Source organism: Mesorhizobium sp. M0152 (genome assembly GCF_040322415.1).
GTDB lineage: Bacteria > Pseudomonadota > Alphaproteobacteria > Rhizobiales > Rhizobiaceae > Mesorhizobium.
Genome location: NZ_JAMYTH010000009.1, coordinates 101247 through 126190, shown reverse-complemented (window position 1 = coordinate 126190; position 24944 = coordinate 101247). Strand labels below are relative to the sequence as shown.

Below are 24944 nucleotides of genomic sequence, written 5' to 3'. Positions count from 1 at the left end.
GCTGGTCAGCGGTCCCTGCCAGGCGGAGGAACACGGATGGACGATCTTTCGGTTTCGGAAGGCTTTAGCGCCTACGGACCATACAGGACCTGGTACCGCATGACGGGAGATCTGGGTTCTGGCCGGCTGCCGCTGGTCGTTGCCCATGGCGGTCCCGGCTGCACCCATGACTATGTCGACAGCTTCAAGGACCTTGCCGGCTACGGCCGCGCGGTGATCCACTACGACCAGATCGGCAATGGCCGATCCACCCACTTGCCGGACAAGGGCGGCGACTTCTGGACAGTCGAATTCTTCCTTGGTGAACTCGATGCACTGCTCGCCCATCTCGGCGTCCAGCAGCGCTACGCCCTGCTCGGGCAATCCTGGGGCGGCATGCTCGCCGCCGAACACGCGGTGCTCCGGCCGCCGGGTCTCAAGGCGCTGGTGCTCGCCAATTCGCTCGCCTCGATGAAGCTGTGGGTCGAAGGCGCGGGGCAGTTGCGCGCACAACTGCCGGCCGAGGTGCGGCAAGCGCTCGACAGCCACGAAGCCGCCGGAACGACGGATCATCCCGACTATCTCGCTGCGACCCGCGCGTTCTACGACCGTCACGTCTGCCGCGTCGTGCCCTGGCCGGCGGAAGTGGCGCGCACCTTCGCCGCCATCGACGCCGATCCCACCGTCTATCACACGATGAACGGGCCCAATGAATTCCACGTCGTCGGCACCATGCGAGATTGGACCATCATCGACCGGTTGCCGCTGATCGAAGCGCCGACGCTGGTTTTTCGCGGCCTCTTCGATGAAGCCACTTCAGCCTGCGTCCAGCCCTTCCTGGATCGTATCCCTATCGTCGAAGGCCATGTCTTCGCGCTATCGAGCCACATGCCGCATGTCGAGGAAAGGCAGGACTGCATGGCCGTCACCGAGGCGTTTCTGGCGCGGCATGACTGACTGCCCATACGCGCGGCAGCGCAACATCGACAGGAGGAGATCGGCTAGGCATCCTCGCCGCCCCCGTTCTCGCCTTGTGCGCCCCGGCGCCAATAGGCCGTGACCAGATGCCTGTCGCGCGCCAGGCCCCACTCCTTGCGCACGATCTTGCGGATGTCGCGGAAGTCGGCGAACTCGCATCCGGCCCAGACATAGAGCCCTTCGGCAAGCGCCATGTGGCTGCGCTCGCGCAGGGCGGCCGATAGCAGGCCAGCCGTGCCGGCCTCGCGGCGTAGCCGGTAAAGCCAGGTGACGTCGATGTTGTCCCGTTGCGGCAACGCGATCCGGTCATCGGGACCATCGACCTCGATAAGTGCCTCGGCGCGGGTTGATGGCGCAAGATGGTCGAGAATCCTGCCAATGGCCGGCAGCGCGGTGTCGTCGCCGAGCAGAAGCAGGGTGCGTGCGTCCGGAGCGTCCCCGCCGCCCGGTCCGATCATGCCGATAATGTCTCCCATCCGTGCGTTCTGCGCGAACGTGGCGGCAGGCGTATCCTGGCCGGGATGCAGGACGAAATCGACGTCGAGCCAGCCGCTTGCGGCATGCACCGCGCGGATCGTGTAGACCCGCACGGTAAGCGCATCCTCACCGGAAGGCCACACAAGCATGCCGTCGGCGCCGATAGAGGGCCAGACCGGCCGCCGGCCACGCGGCGGCAACAGCAGCCGCATATGGAGTCCGCCATGACTAAACCGGTCGAGATTCTTGCCGGCAAAGCGTAGGCGCTGCATGTGCGGAGAAATCCGTGTCGACGACACCACCGTGATCTCTCGGAAGAAGACTGGCGCTCCGGCATCGCTGCCGTCGCCTTGCCAACGCAGTCCGCTTGCCGTGCCGAGATGCTCGGCAACATGGCCGGCAACCGTCATCTTCATGTAGGAAAGGCAGGTTTCGTCCGCGGCTGCGACGCGGATCAGCATGCCGTCTCCCTCCAGCGTGGCGCTCAACGAGCCGTAATGCAGGCGAAGCTCCCATCGGTCGGCGAAGCCGGTCTCGATCTCGAATTCCCCGTGCTCGGCACGCAGCCGGTCCATCGCCGCCTTGATCGCCCCGTCGCGGATCCGGGTTTGCGCGTTCAATTGGTCCATCGCTCAAGTCCTTCGTAGCTGTTCCCGGCAAGGCGCCCTGTCCTTGCCGTCAGCGGAATGCCACAGCCGCTTCGGTGTTTCCACCGAAACTTGAGTATATAAATCATAATTATTGTACCCGAATCTGTTGAGATCCAGGTCAGGCCGGCGGAATACCGACTGCCTCAGTCCAGCCTGTGCATCAGGTCGTCATCCAGCCAGCGGCCGAAGAAATAGACCAGCTGCTTGTGCCACCACGGCCAGTCATGGCTGACATCGCCACCCCAATAATCGACCCAGGCTGGAATGGACCTGTCGCGCAGGATTTGTTCCAGCTGGCGCGTCTCGACCAGCATCCGTTCTTCCCAGGCGCCCTGCCCGCAGCAGAAGATCAGCCTGAGTGTCTTCAGCCGGGCAAGCAGTTTGGGGTCGACGATGCCGGGCAGGTAGTCGAGCGGCGAATTGTAGAAGATATCGCCTTCAAGCGCCCTGCCGAAGAAGTCGCGGGCCGAATAGACGCCTGACAGAGCGATGACGCCGCTGGCGAGTTCGGGGAAGCGGAAAACGAAGTTCGAGGAATGATAGGCGCCCATCGAGCAGCCCGAGAACAACGGCTTCAGCTTGCGTTGCCCATTGGAGGCTGCCGCAGTGGACAGGAACTCCGGCAGCGCCTCCTCGCGCACATAGCGGAAGTAGGCCTCGTGGCAGCCGATGCGATGCGCAGCATCGGCATACTTGTCGAAGAAGGATTCCGAATCGATGCCGTCGACCGTGAACAGCTGGATACGGCCGGTGTCGATGAACTCTGCCAGCGCGCCCACCCCGCCTGAATCCTCGAACTGGTAGAACCGCCCTTGCGAGGTCGGGAACACCACCACCGGCCGGCCGGCATGGCCGTAGCGCTTGTATTCCATGTCGCGGCCGAGATTGCGGGCGAAGTTCTTGTGATAGGAGATGTTCATAGCCTCACGCCCTTTCCGCGTGGATGTAGGCGACCGCCTCGCGCAACGCCGCCGCATCCTTCGAGCGCATCTGGTATGCGTAATTTCCCATGGCGCGGCTGAAAACCTCTTCGATTGCCTGATGGTGAACGATCTTGTCGCCATGCGCGGCCAGCACGTCCTCATGGCTGTGCAAATAATGGAGGCGCCGCTTGCGGCTGGCATAAGCGGTGAAATACTTGCCCTCATAAGGACCGCCGGCGGCATCTTTCACCACCATCTCGGCCCATGCCGCGTAGACGTCGATGTCGAAAGTATAGTTGATGGCATCGGTCATCCAGGCGCCGGGCGGCCGCATGTTGACCTCCAGCGCAATGACGCGGTCGTCTTTCGTCTCGAACAGCTCGATGTGGAAGAAGCGCTCACGCACGTCGAACGCCTTCAGGATCTTGCGGCCGGCTTCCTCGACCGCCGGGCTGATCCTGGGAAAGCAGGTGTAGCTCATGTGGCGGTCCTTGTTGACCACGTCCATCACGCTCTGGTCGTAGCGGTGGCTGGCCGCCAGCACCACCTCGCCATCGCGGTTGACCAGCCCGTCGAACGTCACCACCAACCCTTCGATGAACTGCTCCATCACGAAGGTAACGTCCTCGGGTTTGTCCCGGAAGAACTGGTCGAGCTCCTTGGCGTTGGAGATCTTGAAGGTGTTCGAGGCGCCTGAGCCGCTGTCGGGCTTGACCACGACGGGATAGCCGACGCGGCGGATAAAGGTCATGGCGCCGGCTCGGTCGGAGCATTTGCGCTGCGCGATGGTCTCGACGCCGCTCTTACGGAAGAACGCGCGCATGCGGCTCTTGCGCTTCAGGTTTTTCACGAAGTCGAGCTTGGTGCCATAGATGTTGAAGTCGGTGCGGATATTAGCTTCCAGTTCCAGCCAGTGCTCGTTGAGCGATTCGAAACGGTCGATGCGGCCCCATTTATGGATGAAATGGCCGATCGCCCGGAACACCGGATCGTAGTCTTCCATGTCGGCGACACGGTAATATTCCGAAAGAGCCGCCTTCAGCTTGGGATCCAGCGTATTATAGGGAGCATCGCCGATGCCGAGAACAGTGGCCCCGGCCTTCTTGAGCCGGTCGCAGAAATCGGCGCCGTTGGCGGGGAAGTGCGGCGAGAAGAACACGAAATTCATGGACGATCCCCTCCCGGCGGCATCTCGTCGGCTGCCAAGTCTGGCGCATTTGCGCCGCGTCGGGAAGAGCACCCGCATTAGGGATGATATTCGACATATGCCGGGCCGCTTGCCTCTCCTGGGGCGCTCCTGTATGAGAACAGCCATGAATACGCGCGCCACCACCGCTTCCCGTCAGGCCGGCTTTGCCGGCGAGACCGTGCGTGCGCTGACCTCGACGCTCCTTCTTCTCGGCCTTATCGGCGATCGCCGGGTTCGCTGAAGGAGCGCCCGGCGGTCGAACCGCCGCGCAAGCGCACGCTCCTTGGCCAGTCTCAAAATTGGCAAGTCTCACCAAGCGAACGAAAATCTGTTAAAGGCGCCGCTCGCCACCAATCCGTCCGGGACGGATCCGACGGCCGCCGGGAGAAACGACGATGAACGCACGAGAAGAAATCCGTTCCCATGCCGCGGTAGCCGGCAAGGACGCGGCAAAGGCCGTTCCTGAGATGGCAAGCCGGGGCATGCCGGACGCAGCCCGCAAGTACCAGCCCTACCCGACCGTCGGCCTCTCCGACCGCACCTGGCCCTCGAAGATCATCGACAAGGCGCCGATCTGGTGCTCGGTCGACCTGCGCGACGGCAACCAAGCGTTGATCGATCCGATGGGTCATGAGCGCAAGGCGCGCATGTTCGCCTTGCTGCTCGACATGGGTTTCAAGGAGATCGAGATCGGTTTCCCCTCGGCCTCGCAGACGGATTTCGACTTCGCCCGCTGGTGCATCGAGGAAGGCGGCGTGCCGAGCGACGTCTCGCTGCAGGTGCTGGTCCAGTGCCGGCCCGAACTGATCGCCCGCACCTTCGAGGCGCTGAAGGGCGCCACCAACCCGATCGTGCATTTCTACAACTCGACCAGCGAATTGCAGCGCCGCGTCGTTTTCGAGAAGGATGTCGGCGGCATCAAGCGCATCGCCACCGACGCGGCCAAGATGATCACCGACATGGCCGCTAAGGCCGGCGGCGGCTATCGTTTCGAATATTCGCCGGAAAGCTTTACCGGCACCGAACTCGAAGTGGCGCTGGAGATCTGCAACGCCGTCACCGAGATCGTCAGGCCGACGGCCGACAACAAGCTGATCGTCAACCTGCCGTCGACGGTCGAGATGTCGACGCCCAACATCTATGCCGACCGCATCGAATGGATGTGCCGCAATCTCGACAACCGTGAAAACCTGATTGTCTCCTTGCATCCGCACAATGACCGCGGCACCGGCGTCGCCACCACCGAGTTGGGCTTGATGGCCGGCGCAGACCGGGTCGAAGGCACGCTGTTCGGCAATGGCGAGCGCACCGGCAATGTCGACATCGTCACGCTGGCGCTCAACATGTACACGCAAGGCGTCGATCCGGGGATTGACTGCTCCGACATCAACCGGATGAAGGACGTCTACGAATATTCCAACCAGTTGAAGATCCCCGAGCGCCACCCCTATGTCGGCGAGCTCGTCTACACCGCTTTTTCCGGTTCCCACCAGGATGCCATCAACAAGGGCATGAAGGCGCTTAGGAAGGCCAACACAAGCCTGTGGGAAGTGCCCTACCTGCCGATCGATCCGGCCGATGTCGGACGCAGCTACGAAGCGATCATCCGCATCAACTCGCAGTCGGGCAAGGGCGGCATCGCCTATGTGCTGCAGGCCGATTACGGCCTCAACCTGCCGCGCAATTTGCAGATCGAGTTCAGCCAGGCGATCCAGGCGATCACCGACGCCGAGGGCAAGGAAGTGCCGGTCAGGCGCATCTATGAGCGCTTCCTCGAGACCTATGTCGACCAGCCGGGGGCGCGCCTGAAGTTCCTCGACCACCACACCTATCCGGACACCGAGGTCAAGGGCCGGCGCGTGGTCGAGGCGGTCATCCTCGACAATGGCAAGGAAACGACGATATCAGGTACCGGCACCGGTCCGATCGACGGCTTCGTCGATGCGCTGTCGCGTCATGTCGGCGTGGCGATGTCGGTGCTCGACTACTCCGAACATTCGATGCAGCGCGGCTCGAATGCGTCCGCCATTTCCTATGTCGAGATGGAATATCCCGGTGGCAAGCTGTTCGGCGCCGGCATCAACACCAACATCGTCGCCGCTTCGTTGGAAGCGGTGACGTCGGCCGCCAACCGCATCATTGGTCGCAAGACGCGGTAATCCGCCATTCCAGGCGCGAGAGACGAGACTGCTCTCGCGCCGAATCTTCGAGCCCGATCAAGGCTTTGACTCTTGTACGATAGATGACAGTGGCGAGGCCTTCCTGCAGCACGTCCATCGCGTGGCGTGCGTCCCCGCGCCATTAACCACCGCAAAAATATCCGGTGGGGTACGCGATCGCATAATGCGTGTATACTTGTATGGCGGTGCGAGCGTTATATTATCCGTACCTTAACCTGTGCCGACTTCGAGAGGATCGACACTTGCAGCATGCCACGCCTGCCGCCCCCGCAGTGCGCGAGACACTGGAGCGACTGCTTGCCAGCGAAACGTTCGGGAGATCCGAGCGGGCGCGTAAATTGCTTCGCTATCTGGTTGAGCGCGAGCAGGCTGGCGAAGCCAACATGCTCAAGGGTTTTTCCATTGCCATGGATGTCTTCGGCAAGGACGGCGATTTCGACCCGTCGACGGATGCCGTGGTGCGCGTGCAGGCGGGCAGACTGCGCGATCTGCTGCAGCAGTATTTCGCCAATGAAGGCATCGCCGAGCCCGTTCGCATCGCCATCCCGCGCGGTGGCTACGTGCCGGCCTATGAGCTCAATGCAATCCGCTTGCCTCAACCTGCGAAAGCTATCGAGAATACGGCAGCGGCTCCATCCGAACGATCCGAGGCTGCCGACAACGCCGTTCCGGCTGCCGCTTTCGTGGCACCGCCCGCCGTGCCGATGCCCTCGGTGGCCCGCCATCTCCGGTTCTTCTGGATGGCGATCGCCGTCGTCATCGCCATGCTCGGCGTTCTGATCCTGCGTCAGGGCAGCCATGCCCTGCTGGCGGGGGGCGACATGTCGGCAACGATCGAGACTGCCGGCCTGACGAGTACCGTCGCACCGTCGCCGACGAGCGAGGCCTTGCCGCTCGTCTACATCGCCGTCAAGGCCGGTGGACCGGAAGCCAACCGCGTCGCCACATCGCTGCGCGCCGGCCTGAGCGGCTTCGATACCATCGACTTCATCGGCCGCGATACCGTCAACAAGGTCGATCCGGTCACCGACGCAACGAGCTTCATCTTCGATATCCTGCCTGGACCGGACGCCGGCGATATCACGATCGAGTTGCAGAGCGTGGCCTCCGGACGGGTGCTTTTGTCGCGTAATCTGACCGCTGACGACAGCGCGCCGACCGCCATAGAGGATCGTATCGCCAGCGTCCTGAGTTCGGCCATGCCCGCCTCCGGCACGATCTACAGCTACATCGAACAGAGCGGCATTCAGACCGCCCTGACGCGGTGTCTGCTGCTCAACGACAAATATTATCTCGACCAGAATGCCAAGACGCATGAGGCCGCCTATCGCTGTCTCGAAGCCCTTGCCAATGAAGGCGCCAAGTCATCGCTGGTCTATTCCGAGCTCGCCTCATTGCACCTCGAGGCTGTGAACGACCACTACGCCTATCCACCGGATGCCACGATCGAGAAGGCGATAACGTTCGCCCACCGGGCCGTTCAGATGGGACCGACCAGCCCTTATGCGCATCGCTCCTATGGCTACATCAATTCGCGTCTTGGCAATGCCGGGGAGGCGCTGCGCTGGATGCGCAAGGCCTATGAACTCAATCCCTACGATCTCGCCATGGCCGCCGCCTATGGCTATGGGTTGATCTTCGCTGGCCGGTACGCCGAGGGCACGCCCCTCCTGGCCCATGCGGTGGATGCCTCCAGCGGTCATCCGACATGGTGGGATTTTGGACTTTTCGCCGGCGAATTCATGCTGGGCGACATGAACAAGGCTGCGATAGCCAGCTCCTCTCTGAGGACGACCGCAACGAAATCGCACTATCTCGCTGCCCGGCTGATCGGCGCCAGGATCGCCGGCCAAGACCATCAGGTGCGCCGGTTGATCGATGAACTGACAACCGAATTTCCGAAATTCGCCGCGGATCCGCGCACGACCTTCATCGACAGAAAATATCCCGCCGATCTGACGGAGCGGCTGGTCGGCGCCTTGCGCGCCGCCGGCCTCGGCAACGCGAGTTAGCGGCACGAGCCGAAGCCAATCGCGAAGATTTTACTGGCCATCGCTCTGGACAAGGAGCATTTCAGCCACATTTGCAACGTGCCGTCCTGCCATTTCAGTTAAAGCCTTCAGTTTTCATGACCCCATCGCTTCATGCCGCCGAACAAGGTGTTGGTTCGAAGGCCACAATCCTGCTGCATGGTTTCGGCGGCTGTCACGATGTTTGGCGCGAGGTGATCTCGTCGCTGCCGCCTGTGCACACGCTTGCCTATGATTTGCCGGGGCATGGTCTGTCGCTCGGCTTCCCAAATGCCGGCCCGGCCAAACTCGCGGCAAGGACCGTTCTCGCCGATCTCTCCACGCGCGGGCTGAAGCGCTTTCATCTCGTGGGCCACTCCATGGGCGGGGCGGTCGCGGTGCTGATGGCGCTGGCCGAACCCGAAAAAGTGGCATCGCTGACGCTTCTGGCGCCCGGCGGCTTCGGTCCGGAAATCAACGGCCCACTGTTACGACGCTATGCCAACGCCCAGGATCCATCAGAGATCCGGGCGTGCCTCGCCGCCATGTCGGGCCCAGGGGCACGGCCCTTCGATCCCACCGTGGACGCGCTATGGGAAATGCGCGGCCGACCCGGCCAGTTGGAGAAACTCGTCGAGATCGCCGAGGCCATCACGAGCAACGATCAGCAGGGCGTCATTCCACGCGAACAGCTCGACAGGCTGGAGATGCCGGTGATGGTGGCGTGGGGAAGTGAAGACACGGTGCTGCCCTTTGCCCAGGCCGATCATCTGCCGGCGCATTTCCATGTCCATCACGTGCTCGGTGCCGGTCATATGCTGATCGAGGAAGCCCCCGATCTGGTCGCCAGGATCATTCAACGCAATATGAGCCGCCGCGCCAGGCGGCGGCGCCTGAAATTCGCGGCGGCCGCCAGCTGACTTTTCGCGTCCAATCTCTTCCGAACGCCTCGACCGCTCGATCTCGCCAGTGCATTTTGCCGGCGGCTGTGTTAACTCCATGTTAACCAAACCGCGAGGCAACGCCGATGAAGGACACAGGCGAGCAGGTCGACCAGTCGAACAAGCTGTCCGACGCTATCCGTGATGTGAAGAATGCCTTCGCCGACCGCGACGATGTCGTCGTCGACATGCGCGAGGCGCATCGCATGCGCCTCGATCTTTTGGCGGCCGAACTCGAGCCCATCTTCGCCGATGTTCCGGCCGACATGGACAACTTCGACTTCGTCGTCTCCACGGGGCTACAACCGCGCCTGTGGATCGATGCCGTCAGCCATGTCGCGATGGGACGCGACCGCCGCACCTATCGTTTCCTCAAGGACACCCGCATCGGCCGCGTTGTGCTTGCCGAATCGACGGAGATGAAGCTGGTCGCCGATTCCGTGACGCGCTATGTCGCCGAGCGTATCATCGAGCGTCAGAGGATGATGGAAGGCGGGGTCGAGCTCGCGGTGGCCGGCATGAAACGCGCCGAGGTGGCGGAAGCCGAGCCGCCACTGCGCTCGACGGCCCGCCGCAACGGCTGGTCGGCCTTCCTGTCCGGCCTCGGCCTCGTCGCCGCCGGCGCCCTTGTCGGCCTGGCGGTGTCGATCGCGCTCTTCTGGGATCGCATCGTGGCGATGGGGCTCAGCCTGCGGCCATAGCGGCGCTTGCTTCCACGCCGAGTTCCAGTGTCTGCAGGTCCGAAGGCGGTATCGAAGGACCGGTGAGCCCGCGCCGCGTCAGGCGGATGCGCCAGTCTCCCTTTTCGCCGTCGATCTCGAAGAGATTGTATTGCGCCGGCGGATTTTTGCCGCCCGGCGCCTGGCCGGCGGCGGCGACGCCGACCACCGGAACCTTGGCGCCTCGCGGGCCGATCTGGAACAGCGACGGCAGATGTGAATGGCCATGCAGGACGAGCTCCGCGCCATGCCGGCGAATGATTTTGTGGAAGCGGGCGATACCGAACAGCCGCTTGTGCTGCGGGACGGCGCCCCGCACCGGCGGATGATGGATCATGATCGCACGGAACAGACCTTGCTTCGCCGTCGCATCGAGCATTTTGCGGAGCCGCTCGGCCTGGCCTTCCATGAAGAAGCCATTGGCCATGAAGGGTGCCGTGGCACGCGCCGTCGAGACGCCGATCAGCGCGACATTGCCGCGCACGCGCAGATAGGGGAATGCATTGCGGTCGACCGGCGTGTTGATGCCGTCGCCGCTCATCCAGGCCGCCCAGGACCGGCAGACCTTGTCGAAAGCGCCCGGCACATAGGCATCGTGATTTCCTGGAACGACCGACACGTCGTGCGGCGACCCCAGCGTCTCGAGCCAGTGCCTGGCCATCTCGATTTCGCCGTCGAGCGCCAGGTTGACGAGATCGCCGGTAACGGCAAGGTGATCGGGGCCTTGCGCCTTGATGTCTCCAACGATGGTGTCGATGACCGCGTCATGCATGTAGCGGCGGCGGTTGCGCTGCCAGTTGACGTAGCCGAGCACGCGCTTGGAGGCGAGATCGCGATAGGATACATCGGGGAGCGGCCCCAGATGGACATCGGAAATATGCGCGAGCCTGAACATGCATCCTTCATAGGCGACAGGCGCCCCGCTTTCCACCCAAGGTTTCGCTACCGATGACGACAGGTCCGCAAGACGCTTTCCGCCAAACCGGCTGGCCTGGCCTCAGGGCCAGGCTGTTCCATCTCTATTTCGTGCTGCGGCGGCCGATGACGCTCGGCGTGCGCGGCCTCGTCCACGATACCGCGTCCAATTCCGTCTTCCTCATCCGCCACACCTATGTCCCGGGCTGGCAGCTCCCCGGTGGTGGGGTCGAGGTTGGCGAGACCATGGTTGAGGCGCTGGCGCGCGAACTGGCCGAGGAAGGTAACATCGCGCTGACTGACCCGCCGATGCTGAAATCAACACATTTCAACCGCCGCTCCAGCCGGCGCGACCACGTCGGCTTCTACCTGATCGAGCAGTTCAGCCAGACCGCGCCGAAGCTGCCCGACCGCGAGATCGCCGAGGCCGGCTTCTTCCCGATCGACCGCCTGCCGGAAGGCACGACACCGGCGACGCTGCGCCGGATCGCGGAGGTCTTTCATGGCGAACCGGCATCGCCCTATTGGTAGATCATACCGCCGCCTCACCGGAACCGTGCCCGGTCGTGCGGCGCGCCATAATCCAGTTCCGGGCCGACCGGGACGATCCGCGTCGGATTGATCGTCTCGTGGCTGCCGTAATAATGCGCCTTGATGTGATGGAGGTTCACTGTCGCGGCGACGCCAGGCAACTGGTAGAGGTCGCGCAGATAGTTCGACAGGTTCGGATAATCGGCGATGCGGCGCAGATTGCACTTGAAATGGCCGACATAGACCGGGTCGAAGCGCACCAGAGTGGTGAACAGCCGCCAGTCGGCCTCGGTAATGCGGCCGCCAATAAGATAGCGCTGGCGCGACAGCCGATCCTCCAGCGCATCGAGCGCCGAGAACAGGTCGCCGAACGCCTCCTCATAGGCGGCTTGCGTGGTGGCGAAGCCGGCGCGGTAGACGCCGTTGTTGACGGCGGGATAGACCAGCGCATTGGTCGCATCGATCTCGCCGCGCAATGCCTGCGGATAGAAATCGAGGCCGGCGTCACCCCACTCATCGAAGGCTGAATTGAGCATCCGGATGATCTCGGAGGATTCATTGGAGACGATGGTCTGCTCCTTCTTGTCCCAAAGCACCGGCACGGTCACCCGGCCGGAATAGGTGGGATCCGCCCCGGTGTAGATCTGATGCAGGAAGTCGAGGCCGTAAAGCGTGTCGCCGGTGGCGTCGTCCCCGGCCAGGAACGTCCAGCCATTGGCGCCCATGAAATGATGTACCACCGACACCGAGATGATGCGGTCCAGTCTTTTCAGCGCGCGAAAGATCAGCGTCCGGTGCGCCCACGGACAGGCGAGCGACACATAGAGGTGATAGCGGCCAGGCTCCGCCTTGAAGCCGCGGCTGCGGCCTTCGGCGGGCGAGCCATCGTGGGTGACCCAGTCGCGCCATTGCGACTGGTCCCGCACGAACTTGCCACCGCTATCCTTGGTGTCGTACCAGCGGTCCTGCCATTTGCCCTCGACCAGCAATCCCATGGAATACCCTTTCGCGTTTGCCTTCATGTAGAACGCGAGGGGGCAAGGCGGAAATCATCTCAGGTTGAACAGATCGTCAATCGTTGGTGCCGGCGAACGGGTCGATTGCGGCGGCCTAAAATTGATGCTAGCGGACAATCCGCATGTTCGACTTTGCTTTGATCCGGTTCGACCGACGACGAAAGGGCGCCCGCGCTTGATGAAGCGCTGACTGGCGAATGCTGCCGTTTGCAGCAAACCTTTCCTCCTCTACCGGAACGCAAAACCATGAGCCTTGCCGACGTGAAATACCTGCCGGAAACTCCGGCGCATGATCCTGAGATCGAAGCCATCAATGACGAGGCTTTCGGGCCCGGCCGGTTCGTGCTGGCCGCCTACAAAATCCGCGAGGCCGGGGGCCATGAGCGCGCGCTGTCCTTTGTCGCCGTCGATGCTGATATCGTCGTTGCTTCGGTACGCATGACCCGCGTTGCCGCCGGCGCCGGCCGCGCGCTGATGCTTGGGCCGCTTGCGGTGCGGCCGGCCTTCAAGAATCTCGGCATCGGTCGCCGGCTGGTGGCGATCGCGCTGGAGGCGGCCGCCAAGGCCGGCGCGCCCGCCGTCATGCTGGTCGGTGACGAGCCTTATTATGGCCCGCTCGGCTTCAAGAGGATCCCGCGCGGCCAGATTTCGATGCCGCGCCCCGTCGACCTCGACCGGTTGCTGTCGCACGAGATCACGCCGGGCGCGGTCGCCCGGCTCTCGGGCGAGGTCGGCCACGCCGACCAGGCCAGGGTTGCCGAGCACATTTCCGCCATGGCTTGACCTTGTGGGCCGATCTGGCGCCTGATCCATCCCCTGTCCCCGAGATCAAAAGGACGACGCCATGAATCCGAACGGCCAGATCGCGATCGTCACCGGCGGCGGCTCCGGCCTAGGCGAGGCGACGGCGCGCGCACTTGCCCCCAAGGGGACCCGCGTCGCCATCTTCGATGTCGTCGTCGACCGCGCGTCCAAGGTCGCGGCCGAAATCGGCGGCATTGCCGTTCAATGCGACGTCAGCAGCGGCGACAGTGGCACGGCTGCCCTCGCCGAGGTCGCGGCCAAGCTCGGCGAGCCGCGTATCCTGGTCAATTGCGCCGGCATCGCCATTGGCGTGAAGACGATCGGCAAGGACGGCCCTCATCCCCTCGATCAGTACCGCAAGGTGATCGAGGTCAATCTGATCGGAACATTCAACATGATCCGCCTTGTCGCAGACCGTGCCGCGAAGCTCGAGCCGCTGGAAGGCGGCGAACGCGGCGTCATCGTCAACACTGCATCGGTCGCTGCCTATGACGGTCAGATCGGACAGGCTGCTTATTCGGCCTCCAAGGGTGGCGTCGTCGGCATGACGCTGCCGGTGGCGCGCGATCTCGCCCGCTCCGGCATCCGCGTCTGCACCATCGCGCCCGGCATCTTCAGGACGCCGATGATGGCGGGCATGCCACAGGAGGTGCAGGATTCGCTGGGTGCCGCAGTACCTTTCCCGTCCCGTCTCGGTGAGCCTTCCGAATATGCCGCCCTGGCGGTCCACATCGTCGAGAACCAGATGCTGAACGGCGAGACCATTCGCCTCGACGGCGCCATCCGCATGGCGCCGAAGTAGTCCTTGCCAAGCGTGGCACCATCGTTCGATAAGTGGAATAGCGACATCAACTTAGCGGAACGAGAACCTTGGGCGAACAAAGGAAGGACGTGATCCGCGAGACCGACGCCGACGCGATCCGGCTGGCGAACACGTTGCTGCGGAGTGCCCGCTTCGGTGCCCTGGCGGTGCTGGAACCGCAAACCGGGTCGCCCCTGGCGAGCCGGGTCGGTGTCGCCACCGATATCGATGGCGCGCCTCTGATCCTGGTGTCGCAGCTTTCGGCGCACACGCCTGCCCTGCTTGCGGATCCCCGCTGTTCTCTGCTGCTCGGCGAGCCCGGAAAGGGCGACCCGTTAGCCCATCCGCGCCTGACCCTGGTCTGCCAGGCATCGCGGCTCGAGCGTGGCTCGGATGCTTATGCTCGCGCCGAGCGCCGCTATCTCAACCGCAATCCCAAGGCCAGCCTCTATGCCGGGCTCGGCGACTTTTCGATCTTTCGCCTCGATCCGCAACGCGCCAGTCTGAATGGCGGCTTTGGCAAGGCCTATCGGCTCGGCCGGTCCGATCTCATGACCAGCGGACCGGTCGTCGAAGAGCTCGCGGCGAGCGAACAATCGGCTATTGATCATATGAACTCCGACCATCTCGACGCGATCGCCGTTTATGCACTGCATTTCGGGAAGTCGTCCGGCGACAATAGCTGGGTCATCAGCGGAATTGACGCCGATGGCATGGATCTGCTGTCGGGCGACAATGTTTGTCGGGTTTTCTTTCCGCAACCCCTATCGACGGCACGTGAGTTGCGCCCGGTTCTGGTCGACATGGCCAGGAGCGGCCGGGCCGCGCAGGGCACGACAGAGTGATTAGCATTTGATCAAAAGCAATGCTTGAGATTTAAATGAAATGTTCTAGGCTTTATCTGTGACGCTGACTCGTCAGCGCCATTCACAAGCGAGTTGATGGATTCAGGTGCCATTGCCCCCATGGCGCCTTGATGAGCAAACAGCATGGGGGATCGATGGTCTCGACAAAGCTAATCGCCAACGCCGAATCGGCAGCCGAATTTCTGATGCTGATGGGCAACGAAAAACGGCTGTTGATCATGAGCTATCTGATCGACGGTGAAATGTCGGTCGGTGCCATCGCCGAAAAGGTGATGCTCAGTCAGTCCGCCCTGTCACAACATCTGGCCAAGTTGCGGGGACTCGACCTCGTCGAAACCCGTCGCGACCGCCAGATGATCTACTATTCCTGCAAATCCGACGCTGTGCGCGAACTGCTCGGCGTGCTGGATGGCATTTTTGGCAGCGGCAAGGATGATTTGTCCCAGATGGCACACAGGTTGCGCCGCGCGGGAACTTGACCGGCAAGCCCTGCTGCCGCTTACCTCGTCGACGTATGAGCGCCGAGGAGCGGCATGGAACCCATTCGGATCGACGACCCGCGAGACCCGCGTGTCGCAGCCTATCTCGATATCCGCGAACGTGATCTTGCCGGCCGGCAGGGCCGTTTCGTCGCCGAAGGCAAGGTGGTGCTCGACCTGCTGTTATCGGCCGGACGGTTCAGTGCCGAATCGGTGCTGGTCCTGGAAAATCGTTTGGCAGGCCTTGAAGACATCTTGCGTAAGGCCCCGGGCGACCTGCCGGTCTATGTCGCCAGCGGCGCTGTGATGGATGCCATCGCCGGCTTTCACATGCATCGCGGCATCCTGGCCATTGGCCGCAAGGGCACGCCGCAACGGGCCGAGGCGCTGCTCGATGCCTTGCCTGCCCAAGCATTGGTCCTGGTGCTTGTCGGCATCGCCAACCATGACAATATGGGATCCATTTTCCGCAACGCCGCCGCCTTCGGCGCCGATGCGGTCTTCATGGATGCGACCTGTTGCGATCCACTCTACCGCAAGGCGATCCGCGTTTCAGTCGGCGCCGCGCTCAAGATTCCCTTCGCCTCCTTCACCGATGCCGCCGGGTTCACAGCAGAACTTGACCGGCGCTTCTATGGCCAGTTTGCGTTATCGCCGCGTGGGCACACCGACATACGCGACGCGCAGCGCAGCCAGCGCCTGGCGCTTTATCTCGGCACCGAGGGCGAAGGCCTGCCCGAAAGCCTGCTTGCCCGTTTGCAGACGGTGCGCATCGGCATGGCGCAAAACTTCGACAGCCTGAACGTCGCGGCCGCGTCAGCCATCGCCCTGCATCATTTCTGCGCAGGCAGGACCTGATTTCCGTTCGCCGCCTTCTGCAACGCCCGCACGCGGTCGGCGAGGCTACGGTCGCCATTTCCGGAACTGCTGTCCTGTGGCTCGGCCAGCGCCTTGGCGATTGGCGAGTCCGGCCCTTCGAGCTTGGCCGTCAGATGGACGACCTCCGCCGCCAGTTCGTTCATCTGCTCGCGCAGCGCGGCACTGCCGTTCGCGGGGCCTGATGCCGTCATGGCCGCCTTCAAACGCTTGTTCTCGCTCGCAAGCGCCGTGAGCCTGGCTTCCAACCGCTCGCGATCGCTGTCGAGCTTGGCGATCGCCTTGTCCAAATCGTCCCGCCTTTCAGCTTCCCCATGCCTGTCGGCTCCATTCTGGTTGCCGACCAGCCGCAGCGCCGGCCCGCCCTCCTCGGCTTTCACCTTTTCACGCGACCGCGCCAGCTCCTTTTCGCGACGCTCGAGCTTGTCTTCGCGATCGGCGAGCGTAGCGAGCAGCCGCTCGACCTTCTTGTCGAGTTCGGCCGTTCTCTTCTTCTCGGCTTTCAGGGCTTCGCGCGCGGCCCTGTTCTCGGCTGCGATTTCCTGGCCGCGCCGGTCCGCTTCCTTGCGCTGGCTGCGCAGCAGCGCAATGTCGTTGGCAAGCTTCTGCAATTCGGATTCGCGCGCCACCAGTTCAATCTGGCGGCTGCTGGAGGAGAAGCTGGCGTCGTCATACATATGCTCCAGCTTTTCAAGCTCGAGCGCGCGTTTTTCCAGTTTGCGTTCGATCTCCTTGAGCCGTGCCGACAACAGATGCTGTTCCTCCTCGCGCTGCCGCAACGCCTCGCTCTTGGCGCCGAGTTCGGCAAGGGCAAGGTTCTTGTCCGTGCGCTCGACCGCCAGCCCCTTCAAAGCCTCGCGGCCGCGATTGATCTCGACCAGCTGTTCGGCTGCCTTCTCGCGCAGCGCCTTGACGTTCATTTCGAGGCGGCGCGTGGACATGGCGAATTCGGCGCGGATCCGGTCCTTGTCGGCCTGAATTTCGGCCTGCGTCAACGGGATCGAGGCCTCTATCCGTTTGCGGGTCAGGGCGACGGCGCGCCGCCAGATCGCCGGAGCCAATATCAGCGCCAGAAAGCCGGCACAGAGAAAGCCGAGTGCAAAGAACAGGACCGACTGAACCAAGGGACTACCCGTTATCGAAGGCAACCGCGAAACTAATGCATGTCGTCCAATGTGGGAGCCGGTTTTGGGACGACGACATGCAATCAGACGAAGACCAAAAGCGCGTCTTGCGCTTTTGACCGTGGCACATTGGCATGGCGGAAATCCGGCGCTGCGGCAAGGGGCTTGCCACAGCGCGCTTCGGTCATCGGCTTGTGAAGACTCGCGGACATGTCCGCGTTTCGATCACGCCGACTGGGGCTCAGAAGGGATTCCAGGTCGCCCGCTCGGTAAGTTTGAGGTAGCCGAGATTGACGCCGAGCCGAGCGCCGACACCGGTGCGGATCGGCACCAAAAGCACGTTGTTGTTCTTCAGCACATTGAAGCCGACGCCAGCCACCACATAGGCTGAGCCGGCGACGCCGCCATAGCGGTTGTAGAGATTGCCGACATCGTCGAGATTGTAGACCAGCATCATCACCCGCGACCCTTCGCCGCCGAAATCCCAACCCAGCGACGGGCCTTGCCAGAACACTTTGTGGTCGCCGGCATTCTTGGTGTAGAGCGTGCCTTCGCCATAGGTCAGGCCGCCGATCAGCGCGCCCGAGCCCTCTTCGCCAAGCAGATAGCCGTTCGGCAAGCCGTAGGAGGCGAAGACCTTCTCGACGACGGTGGCGAGCCCTCCCGATGTCGCTCCGAAGAACTTGTGGCCGGAATCCACGATCTCCTGAGCGGTGTATTCCTGGGCCCGCAAGGCTGAGGTCGAAAAGACGAGAACGCTCATGAGCGCGACCGCCATTGAGACGACACGGAAAAAGCTCCGGTCTGGGACACGGATAAAAATCCGGTCTGGGATGACACGGAAAAAGCTCCGGTCGTAGAATCGGGAAAACATGCTTCCAATCTCCGTCAGGGAGCACTTTCGCCGACGCCCCACACCCGTACGGCTCTCTTATCCGGCCGTTAAGGGTAACTGTTACGGGCAAACTATGCCGTAATTCTTTTTCAACCATTAAGCTTCCACATGAAGATGGCGGTTCGAAGGCTGTTTTGGGGTCGCACACGTGGGGCGGCAGCCTGCGTGAACGCGCATTTGCCATGACCATAATTTTGGATTTGTTGCCGCACGCACAGGCGCTGTGTATTCAGAGGACCTGGGGAGAGAGCGTGATTCGTGCGGGCAGGCGACGATTGATCGCTCGGCCGTGAGTTGTGAAATTTTGCAGGGATTTTTCGCCAATGGCCGATCTGTTCACCATTTCCGCACCCGATCTGGCAGCGCTTTTGTGCAGCCGCGTCTGCCACGACATTATTTCCCCGGTCGGCGCGATCAACAACGGGCTTGAACTCCTCGACGAGGGCGGCGCCGACGAAGACGCCATGCGGCTCATCCGCCAGAGTGCCAAGAATGCCTCGGCCCGGCTGCAATTCGCCCGGATCGCCTTCGGTGCAGCCGGCTCGGCGGGCATGCTGATCGACACCGGAGACGCCGAGGCGGTCGCCATCGCTTTCCTCAAGAACGAAAAGCCGGAACTCGTCTGGAAAGGGACGCGCGCGCTGCTGCCGAAGAACAAGGTCAAGCTGCTGCTGAACCTGATCCTGGTCGCCAACGCCGCCATTCCACGCGGCGGCAAGCTGGTCGTCACATTGGAAAATCTCGAGACCGAGCCACGCTTTTCGCTTTCGGCAAGCGGGCCGATGCTGCGCGTGCCGCCAAAATTCCTCGAACTGCATTCCGGACACAAGCCGGAAGAACCGATCGACGCGCATTCGGTACAGCCCTACTACACACTGCTTCTGGCCCGCGAGGCCGGCATGACGATATCGATCCATGCGACCGCCGAAGAGATCGTGCTTTCGGTAGCCTGAGAATCCGGCTGATCCACTACGAGCAAAGTATTTCAGCGAAATAATATTGCCATACGGACAAATCCGCGGGAATTGAACTGCTTCTGATTGCAGCAGCGAAATATCCGCAAGAAAAAGCCATGAAACGGCATCCTTGCAAAAAATTTACCTAATCGCTTTCCGGGTTCTTTACCAGATCGGCCTAGTGTGCACCGCAGATGCCCCGACGACCGGATCGCCATAAGGCAAAGAGGACCCGGAAATGAAGCGCTGCATGTTCGTCGACGATTCCAGTGTCATCAGAAAGGTTGCAAAACGCATCTTGGGTGGTTCCGACATGACGGTAATCGAAGCAGCCAGCGGGCTTGATGCGCTGGAAATGTGCGCCGCCGACATGCCCGACATCATCGTCGTCGACGGCGCCCTGCCCGACGTGAAGGCGGTTGACCTGATCCGCCGTGTGCGCGCCATGGAAAGCCCGGTCAAGCCGCAGATCCTGATCTCGCTGGTCGAGCTCGATATCGCGTCCATCATGCGGGCCAAGCGCGCCGGCGCCCAGGGCTATCTCCTGAAACCCTTCAACCGTTCGCAGTTGCTCGAACGGTTCCGCGCCCTGAAGATTGCCGCTTGATTCGCCGGCTTGGAGCAATTCCAAGAAACGTGCGTCATGGCCTTTCCGTCCAGGATTGCGTAGAAACAAACGGCTAATTTAATGGCCCATTCGCACAAAAACCCGGCTTGGCCGGGTTTTTGTCGAAGAGAGTCGGACGGTGTTCGCCGTTCAGGCGCTGACGCGGATGTCTTCGGGTTCGCGCAGCACATAGCCGCGGCCCCAGACCGTCTCGATGTAGTTCTGGCCACCGGACGCGGCGTCGAGCTTCTTGCGCAGCTTGCAGATGAAGACGTCGATGATCTTCAGTTCCGGCTCGTCCATGCCGCCATAAAGGTGGTTGAGGAACATTTCCTTGGTGAGCGTCGTCCCCTTGCGCAACGAGAGCAGCTCCAGCATCTGGTATTCCTTGCCGGTGAGATGCACGCGCTGGCCGCCGACTTCAACGGTTTTGGCATCGAGGTTGACCACCAGGTCGCCGGTTGTGATGACCGATTGGGCGTGGCCCTTGGAGCGCCGCACGATGGCATGGATACGGGCGACCAGCTCATCCTTGTGGAACGGCTTGGTCATATAGTCGTCCGCGCCGAAGCCGAGGCCGCGCACCTTGTCCTCGATGCCGGCCATGCCGGAGAGGATCAGGATAGGCGTCTTAACTTTGGAAAGGCGAAGCGTTCTCAAGACCTCGTAGCCGGACATATCGGGCAGGTTGAGGTCGAGAAGGATGATGTCGTAGTCGTAGAGTTTGCCTAGATCGACACCCTCTTCGCCGAGGTCTGTCGTATAGACATTGAAACTTTCCGATTTCAGCATCAGTTCGATGCTTTGTGCGGTTGCACTGTCATCTTCTATCAGCAGAACACGCATCTCATTCCCCTTTTCTGCTGCCGGACCATCTCGCGACCCGTCCTGGACCGGAGCAGTGATTGCCTAATGCAGAGGCTGCCATCGAATGGTTAACAAAACCTAATTCCGCGCCGATTACGGTACCAGATTTTTTAACCTCTTTCTACACCCTCTTGAATCTAATAGTGAATCACAGACCCAAACCGCTAATGCACAACATTAATAACCTGGACTAAGTGACTCCAGGGACTCATCGACAGCGCTTCCGTGTCGTCGGTCGGATTTTTACCCGGCCTTAAGCCCTGACCCGTATGATTAACAATGCCCGTAAACGAATGGTTACCGCCGGCAAAAAACTTTAGGGTTTTGTTTCCCATAGTTCGGGGAAAGCTGGTGGAAACGGGCAACGCCTGGGGCGTTTCCGGGTGATTGGACGATATGTGCAGGTGTGCGTTTCCGGGAGTACCGAATCATGAAGTCACGTGAGAACCTCGTTCGACTGAAGCAGTTTCAGGTGAATGAGAAGCGGCGGCAGCTGCTCCAGCTCGACATGATGATCGCCGAGTTCGAACGCATGGCCGTCGAACTGGAGCTTCAGATCAATGCCGAGGAAAAGAAGGCCGGCATCACCGACATCAACCATTTTGCCTATCCGACCTTCGCCAAGGCGGCACGTTTGCGCCGCGACAATCTTAGAAATTCGCAAAGCGACCTCGCCCAACAGCGCAGCGCTGCCGAATCACTACTCGGCGAAGCTGAAGCGGAGCTTTCCAAGGCGGAGATGCTGGAATCGCGAGACACCAAGATCCGCGAAACCGAAAACGGCGGTCGCAGCGCCATGATCGGCTGAAGTCCGGCTATTCATAACGCAGGTGCTTGCCACGCGGGCGGGCACCGCACCAGGCTGCGAGGCGCTCGACCAGGGCAAAGCTCCCTTAGGCGGCCCAATCCCCTTCACTCCCGGCCACCGCCCGCGCACGGGCGTCCTTGATATCAGGCGCATGCTGCTCCGCCCATGATCTTATCTGGGTAAGCAGCCCCGCCAGGTTCTGGCCGAGTTCGGTCAGTTCATATTCGACGCGTGGCGGAATGACCGGAAAGACCTCGCGCCGCACCAGACCGTCACGCTCGAGCACACGCAACGTCTGCGTCAGCATCTTCGGCGTTATGCCTTCGAGCTTGCGGGCAAGCTCGCCATTGCGCTGCCGGCCTTTGCGCAGCGCGCAAACCACCAGATAGACCCATTTGCTGGCCAGCATCTCAAGCACGGTATGCGAGGGGCATGTCCGCCGGAAGGCGTCATAGCCGAAGGGGCAGTTATCTTCACTATCCATGGGGTGCCTATATACCAAAAAGGTACATACTGGACAAGGGATCATTACTATCCAAATGATAGTGGCACCAATCAAGCAGGAGATATCCAATGCGTGCCGTGATCCAGAATTCCTTCGGCGGACCCGAAGTCCTTGTCATCACCAGTCAGACCGACCCCACGCCGAGGACCGGCGAAGTGCTGGTGCGTATCAAAGCCGCCGGCATCAATCCCGTCGACGGCGCCGTCCGCGCCGGCTATTTTCCGTTGCTTGGCGAACCGCCCTTTACCCTCGGCTGGGATATCTCCGGAACAGTCGCCGCGCTGGGCGCAGGTGTCGCCGGCTTCAAAATCGGCGACGACGTGTTCGGCATGCCGCACTTCCCCAAACAGGCGGCGGCCTATGCGGAACTGGTGGCCGTGCCTGCCGACGAGATCGCGCTGAAGCCGAAGAAGGCCGATCACCTACAGGCCGGTGCGCTGCCGCTGGCCGGCCTCACCGCCTGGCAAGGCCTTGTCCGTCATGGCGGGCTGAAGTCGGGCCAGCGCGTACTGGTGCATGCGGGTGCCGGCGGGGTCGGCCATCTGGCGGTGCAGGTCGCCAAGGCGCGCGGCGCCTGGGTTGCCGCCACCACCAGCCCGGACAAGCTCGATTTCGTACGCAAGCTCGGCGCCGACGAGGTCATCGACTACACCAAGGACGATTTTACCGGAAAACTTCATGATATCGATCTCGTGCTGGAACCAGTCGGCGGCGACCATGCCGAACGCTCGCTCAAGGTCCTCAAGGACGGCGGCGTACTGGTTTCGCTGCTCAATGTCAGCGACGCCACGAAGGCGCAAGCCAGCATACGGGGCATCCGGGTCGAGCGCATGTCCGTCGTGCCCGACCGTGAAGGTCTGCTGGAGCTCGGCCGGCTGATCGACGCGAAAAAGCTCGCCGTCCATGTAGCCAGGAGCTTTCCGCTCGACCAAGCGGGAGCCGCCCACGCCTTTCTCGCCACCAAGCCGGTCGGCAAGGTGGCGCTGACGGTCTGACCGCGGCGAGGGTTCGGAGCCATTCGAAACCAGAAGGGTGCGGAGTGCCGCGCCCTTTTTTGGCTCAGACCGGCTCTAATGCCGGTATTGCTGGATGCGCGTGGTGCGCAGCCCGGCCAAGCCATATTCGTCGATCGACGCTTGCCAGGACAGGAATTCCTCGGTGGTCAGCTTATAACGCTGACATGCCTCTTCGAGGCTCAACAGGCCGCCGCGCACCGCAGCGACCACCTCCGCCTTGCGCCGGATAACCCAGCGACGTGTGTTGGTCGGCGGCAGATCGGCAATCGTAAGAGGGCTGCCGTCGGGCCCAATAACATACTTCACTCTAGGTCTAACCAGATCGGTCATCGTACTCTCTACAAAAAACTCAAAGACCCAATCCCCGCCACGTTACCGCCACAGCTTTAAAAATTGCCTAAGCAGACCCTAATGACTAGGTAAGGATCGTGAACGCCGCGTTAGTCTTTTCGCGGGCATTTGAAACATTCGGCAGGAAGCCTTGATTCACCGGGGAAAAATCCGAGCGTTCGCCGGATCAGCCGCATCCGGGGAATCGTCCTGCAGCTGGCGCAGCCGGAAAGCTTGACCTATATTCGCGTCCTTGGCATTCAGGCGCCGCGCAGAACGAAAGCATCATGAACAGTCTCGATCTTCCCGGACGTCCCGAAAAGACCCGCATCGTCGTCGCCATGTCGGGCGGCGTGGATTCGTCCGTGGTCGCCGGCCTGTTGAAGCGCGAAGGCTATGACGTCGTCGGCGTTACCCTGCAGCTATACGACCATGGCGCGGCGACGCACCGGGCTGGCTCGTGCTGCGCCGGCCAGGACATCGACGATGCTCGCCGCGTGTCGGAAACGCTCGGCATCCCCCACTATGTGCTCGACTATGAGGAGCGCTTCCGCAAGGCGGTGATCGACCCCTTCGCCGAGAGCTATGTCGCCGGCGAGACGCCGATCCCTTGCGTTTCCTGCAACCAGACAGTGAAGTTTGCCGACCTGCTCGCCACCGCCAAGGAGCTTGGCGCCGACGCGTTGGCAACCGGCCACTATATTCGCTCCGGCGCCAACGGCGCCCATCGCGCACTCTACCGGCCGGTCGATGCCGACCGCGACCAGAGCTATTTCCTGTTCGCCACCACGCAGGCACAGATCGATTATCTGCGCTTTCCGCTCGGTGGCTTGTCGAAGCCGCAGGTGCGCGCCATCGCCGAGGAGATGGGGCTGACGGTGGCTGCAAAGCAGGACAGCCAGGACATCTGCTTCGTACCGCAAGGCAAATATTCCGACATTATCGCCAAGCTGAAGCCGACTGCCGCCAATCCGGGCGACATCGTCCACATCGACGGTCGCGTGCTCGGCCGCCATGAGGGTATCCTGCGCTACACGATCGGCCAGCGCCGCGGCATCGGCATCGCGTCCGGCGAACCGCTCTATGTCGTCCATCTCGATGCCGAGCGGGCCCGCGTCGTGGTTGGCCCGCGCGAAGCGCTGGAGACGCACAAGATCTATCTGCGCAATATGAACTGGTTGGGCGACGGGCCGTTGGCCGATGTTCCTGCCGGTGGCCTCGAGCTTTTCGCCAAGGTCCGCTCGACCAGGCCGCCACGCCCCGCGGTGCTGCGCCACAAGGCGGGCGTGACGTCGGTCGAATTGGCCGACGGCGAGTCCGGCATCGCGCCGGGACAGGCCTGCGTGCTCTATTCCGACGACGGCAACGAGGCCCGCGTCTTCGGCGGCGGCTTCATCGAGCGCTCCGAGCGCGGCGCCGAGGCCGAGGCGATGCTGACCCGGCTGGCCGCTTTGCCTGCGCAGGTCCCCGCCGAGTAAGCCGAACAGGTCTCTCAGGACTTG

The 24944-nt window shown here is 62.2% G+C and carries 26 protein-coding genes; 16 read left to right on the top strand and 10 right to left on the bottom strand.

Translation table 11 applies throughout. The annotated features are described in order from the left end of the window. Positions 1–36 precede the first annotated feature (36 nt). Complete coding sequence (locus NKJ26_RS12445) at positions 37–936, top strand: proline iminopeptidase-family hydrolase (protein ID WP_352695455.1); 900 nt, start codon at positions 37–39, stop codon at positions 934–936. Positions 937–980: 44 nt separating this feature from the next. On the opposite strand, the gene NKJ26_RS12440 is transcribed toward NKJ26_RS12445, so the two are convergent. The 3 genes from NKJ26_RS12440 to NKJ26_RS12430 form a co-directional block, all read right to left on the bottom strand. Beyond that, positions 981–2063 (bottom strand): SIP domain-containing protein, encoded by a 1083-nt coding sequence (locus tag NKJ26_RS12440; RefSeq protein WP_352600963.1) that lies wholly within the window; start codon positions 2061–2063, stop codon positions 981–983. Positions 2064–2227: 164 nt separating this feature from the next. Then, complete coding sequence (locus NKJ26_RS12435) at positions 2228–3004, bottom strand: esterase family protein (RefSeq protein WP_352695454.1); 777 nt, start codon at positions 3002–3004, stop codon at positions 2228–2230. Between the two features lie 4 nt (positions 3005–3008). Beyond that, positions 3009–4175: an ATP-grasp domain-containing protein gene (locus tag NKJ26_RS12430; protein ID WP_352695453.1), complete on the bottom strand. Its 1167-nt coding sequence runs from the start codon at positions 4173–4175 to the stop codon at positions 3009–3011. Positions 4176–4678: 503 nt separating this feature from the next. Here NKJ26_RS12430 and leuA point away from each other — a divergent pair. From leuA to NKJ26_RS12410, 4 genes are all read left to right on the top strand, one after another. Next, positions 4679–6355, top strand: coding sequence for a 2-isopropylmalate synthase (gene leuA / locus NKJ26_RS12425; protein ID WP_352695505.1), 1677 nt, complete (start codon positions 4679–4681; stop codon positions 6353–6355). A gap of 263 nt (positions 6356–6618) precedes the next feature. Continuing rightward, positions 6619–8388, top strand: coding sequence for a tetratricopeptide repeat protein (locus tag NKJ26_RS12420; RefSeq protein ID WP_352695452.1), 1770 nt, complete (start codon positions 6619–6621; stop codon positions 8386–8388). A gap of 116 nt (positions 8389–8504) precedes the next feature. Beyond that, entirely contained in the window at positions 8505–9305 is an 801-nt protein-coding gene (locus NKJ26_RS12415; protein WP_352695451.1) for an alpha/beta fold hydrolase, read from the top strand. Positions 9306–9412: 107 nt separating this feature from the next. Further along, on the top strand, positions 9413–10027 hold the full coding sequence (locus NKJ26_RS12410; protein WP_352600973.1) for a hypothetical protein: 615 nt from the start codon (positions 9413–9415) through the stop codon (positions 10025–10027). Here NKJ26_RS12410 and NKJ26_RS12405 read toward each other — a convergent pair. After that, positions 10011–10940, bottom strand: a complete 930-nt coding sequence (locus NKJ26_RS12405) for a metallophosphoesterase family protein (protein WP_352600975.1) — start codon at positions 10938–10940, stop codon at positions 10011–10013. The two genes, NKJ26_RS12410 and NKJ26_RS12405, sit on opposite strands and share 17 nt — an antisense overlap. A 53-nt stretch (positions 10941–10993) precedes the next feature. Here NKJ26_RS12405 and NKJ26_RS12400 point away from each other — a divergent pair, with 53 nt between their 5' ends. Beyond that, entirely contained in the window at positions 10994–11491 is a 498-nt protein-coding gene (locus NKJ26_RS12400; protein ID WP_352695450.1) for an NUDIX domain-containing protein, read from the top strand. 14 nt (positions 11492–11505) lie between these two features. Here NKJ26_RS12400 and NKJ26_RS12395 read toward each other — a convergent pair whose 3' ends face one another. Continuing rightward, positions 11506–12486: a glutathione S-transferase family protein gene (locus NKJ26_RS12395; RefSeq protein WP_352695503.1), complete on the bottom strand. Its 981-nt coding sequence runs from the start codon at positions 12484–12486 to the stop codon at positions 11506–11508. 267 nt (positions 12487–12753) lie between these two features. On the opposite strand from NKJ26_RS12395, the gene NKJ26_RS12390 reads away from it, so the two are divergent. The 5 genes from NKJ26_RS12390 (at position 12754) to NKJ26_RS12370 (ending at position 16316) form a co-directional block, all read left to right on the top strand. Then, positions 12754–13290 carry a GNAT family N-acetyltransferase gene (locus NKJ26_RS12390; RefSeq protein WP_352695449.1) on the top strand — a complete coding sequence of 179 codons (537 nt, stop codon included), beginning with the start codon at positions 12754–12756 and terminating at the stop codon, positions 13288–13290. Between the two features lie 61 nt (positions 13291–13351). Next, the gene (locus NKJ26_RS12385) at positions 13352–14113 is read left to right on the top strand and encodes a 3-hydroxyacyl-CoA dehydrogenase (protein WP_352695448.1); all 762 of its coding nucleotides are present in this window, start codon (positions 13352–13354) and stop codon (positions 14111–14113) included. A gap of 68 nt (positions 14114–14181) precedes the next feature. Next, positions 14182–14958, top strand: coding sequence for a HugZ family pyridoxamine 5'-phosphate oxidase (locus NKJ26_RS12380; RefSeq protein ID WP_352695447.1), 777 nt, complete (start codon positions 14182–14184; stop codon positions 14956–14958). A gap of 155 nt (positions 14959–15113) precedes the next feature. Continuing rightward, positions 15114–15458, top strand: coding sequence for an ArsR/SmtB family transcription factor (locus NKJ26_RS12375; RefSeq protein WP_352600987.1), 345 nt, complete (start codon positions 15114–15116; stop codon positions 15456–15458). A gap of 54 nt (positions 15459–15512) precedes the next feature. Then, positions 15513–16316 carry a TrmH family RNA methyltransferase gene (locus tag NKJ26_RS12370; RefSeq protein WP_352695446.1) on the top strand — a complete coding sequence of 268 codons (804 nt, stop codon included), beginning with the start codon at positions 15513–15515 and terminating at the stop codon, positions 16314–16316. On the opposite strand, the gene NKJ26_RS12365 is transcribed toward NKJ26_RS12370, so the two are convergent. Together NKJ26_RS12365 and NKJ26_RS12360 are read right to left on the bottom strand one after the other, a co-directional pair. After that, a complete protein-coding gene (locus tag NKJ26_RS12365; RefSeq protein ID WP_352695445.1) occupies positions 16292–17458 on the bottom strand; it encodes a coiled-coil domain-containing protein in 1167 nt (388 codons plus the stop codon). The two genes, NKJ26_RS12370 and NKJ26_RS12365, sit on opposite strands and share 25 nt — an antisense overlap. A gap of 241 nt (positions 17459–17699) precedes the next feature. Beyond that, a complete protein-coding gene (locus NKJ26_RS12360) occupies positions 17700–18236 on the bottom strand; it encodes a DUF1134 domain-containing protein (protein ID WP_352600993.1) in 537 nt (178 codons plus the stop codon). A 440-nt stretch (positions 18237–18676) separates the two neighbouring features. On the opposite strand from NKJ26_RS12360, the gene chpT reads away from it, so the two are divergent. Next, positions 18677–19306, top strand: coding sequence for a histidine phosphotransferase ChpT (gene chpT / locus NKJ26_RS12355; protein WP_027024381.1), 630 nt, complete (start codon positions 18677–18679; stop codon positions 19304–19306). 241 nt (positions 19307–19547) lie between these two features. Continuing rightward, positions 19548–19916 (top strand): response regulator, encoded by a 369-nt coding sequence (locus tag NKJ26_RS12350; protein WP_352600995.1) that lies wholly within the window; start codon positions 19548–19550, stop codon positions 19914–19916. A gap of 150 nt (positions 19917–20066) precedes the next feature. Here NKJ26_RS12350 and ctrA read toward each other — a convergent pair whose 3' ends face one another. Continuing rightward, positions 20067–20762 carry a response regulator transcription factor CtrA gene (gene ctrA / locus NKJ26_RS12345; protein ID WP_006203583.1) on the bottom strand — a complete coding sequence of 232 codons (696 nt, stop codon included), beginning with the start codon at positions 20760–20762 and terminating at the stop codon, positions 20067–20069. Between the two features lie 451 nt (positions 20763–21213). Between ctrA and NKJ26_RS12340 the strand changes: the two genes are divergently transcribed. Continuing rightward, positions 21214–21591, top strand: a complete 378-nt coding sequence (locus NKJ26_RS12340) for a flagellar export protein FliJ (protein ID WP_352695444.1) — start codon at positions 21214–21216, stop codon at positions 21589–21591. 85 nt (positions 21592–21676) lie between these two features. Here NKJ26_RS12340 and NKJ26_RS12335 read toward each other — a convergent pair whose 3' ends face one another. Further along, positions 21677–22075, bottom strand: coding sequence for a winged helix-turn-helix transcriptional regulator (locus tag NKJ26_RS12335; protein WP_352600999.1), 399 nt, complete (start codon positions 22073–22075; stop codon positions 21677–21679). An 89-nt stretch (positions 22076–22164) separates the two neighbouring features. On the opposite strand from NKJ26_RS12335, the gene NKJ26_RS12330 reads away from it, so the two are divergent. Continuing rightward, positions 22165–23091, top strand: a complete 927-nt coding sequence (locus tag NKJ26_RS12330) for an NADP-dependent oxidoreductase (RefSeq protein ID WP_352695443.1) — start codon at positions 22165–22167, stop codon at positions 23089–23091. Between the two features lie 75 nt (positions 23092–23166). On the opposite strand, the gene sciP is transcribed toward NKJ26_RS12330, so the two are convergent. Beyond that, positions 23167–23442, bottom strand: a complete 276-nt coding sequence (gene sciP, locus NKJ26_RS12325) for a CtrA inhibitor SciP (RefSeq protein WP_006203587.1) — start codon at positions 23440–23442, stop codon at positions 23167–23169. Positions 23443–23729: 287 nt separating this feature from the next. Between sciP and mnmA the strand changes: the two genes are divergently transcribed. Then, positions 23730–24920, top strand: coding sequence for a tRNA 2-thiouridine(34) synthase MnmA (gene mnmA / locus NKJ26_RS12320; RefSeq protein WP_352695442.1), 1191 nt, complete (start codon positions 23730–23732; stop codon positions 24918–24920). Positions 24921–24944: the final 24 nt, after the last annotated feature.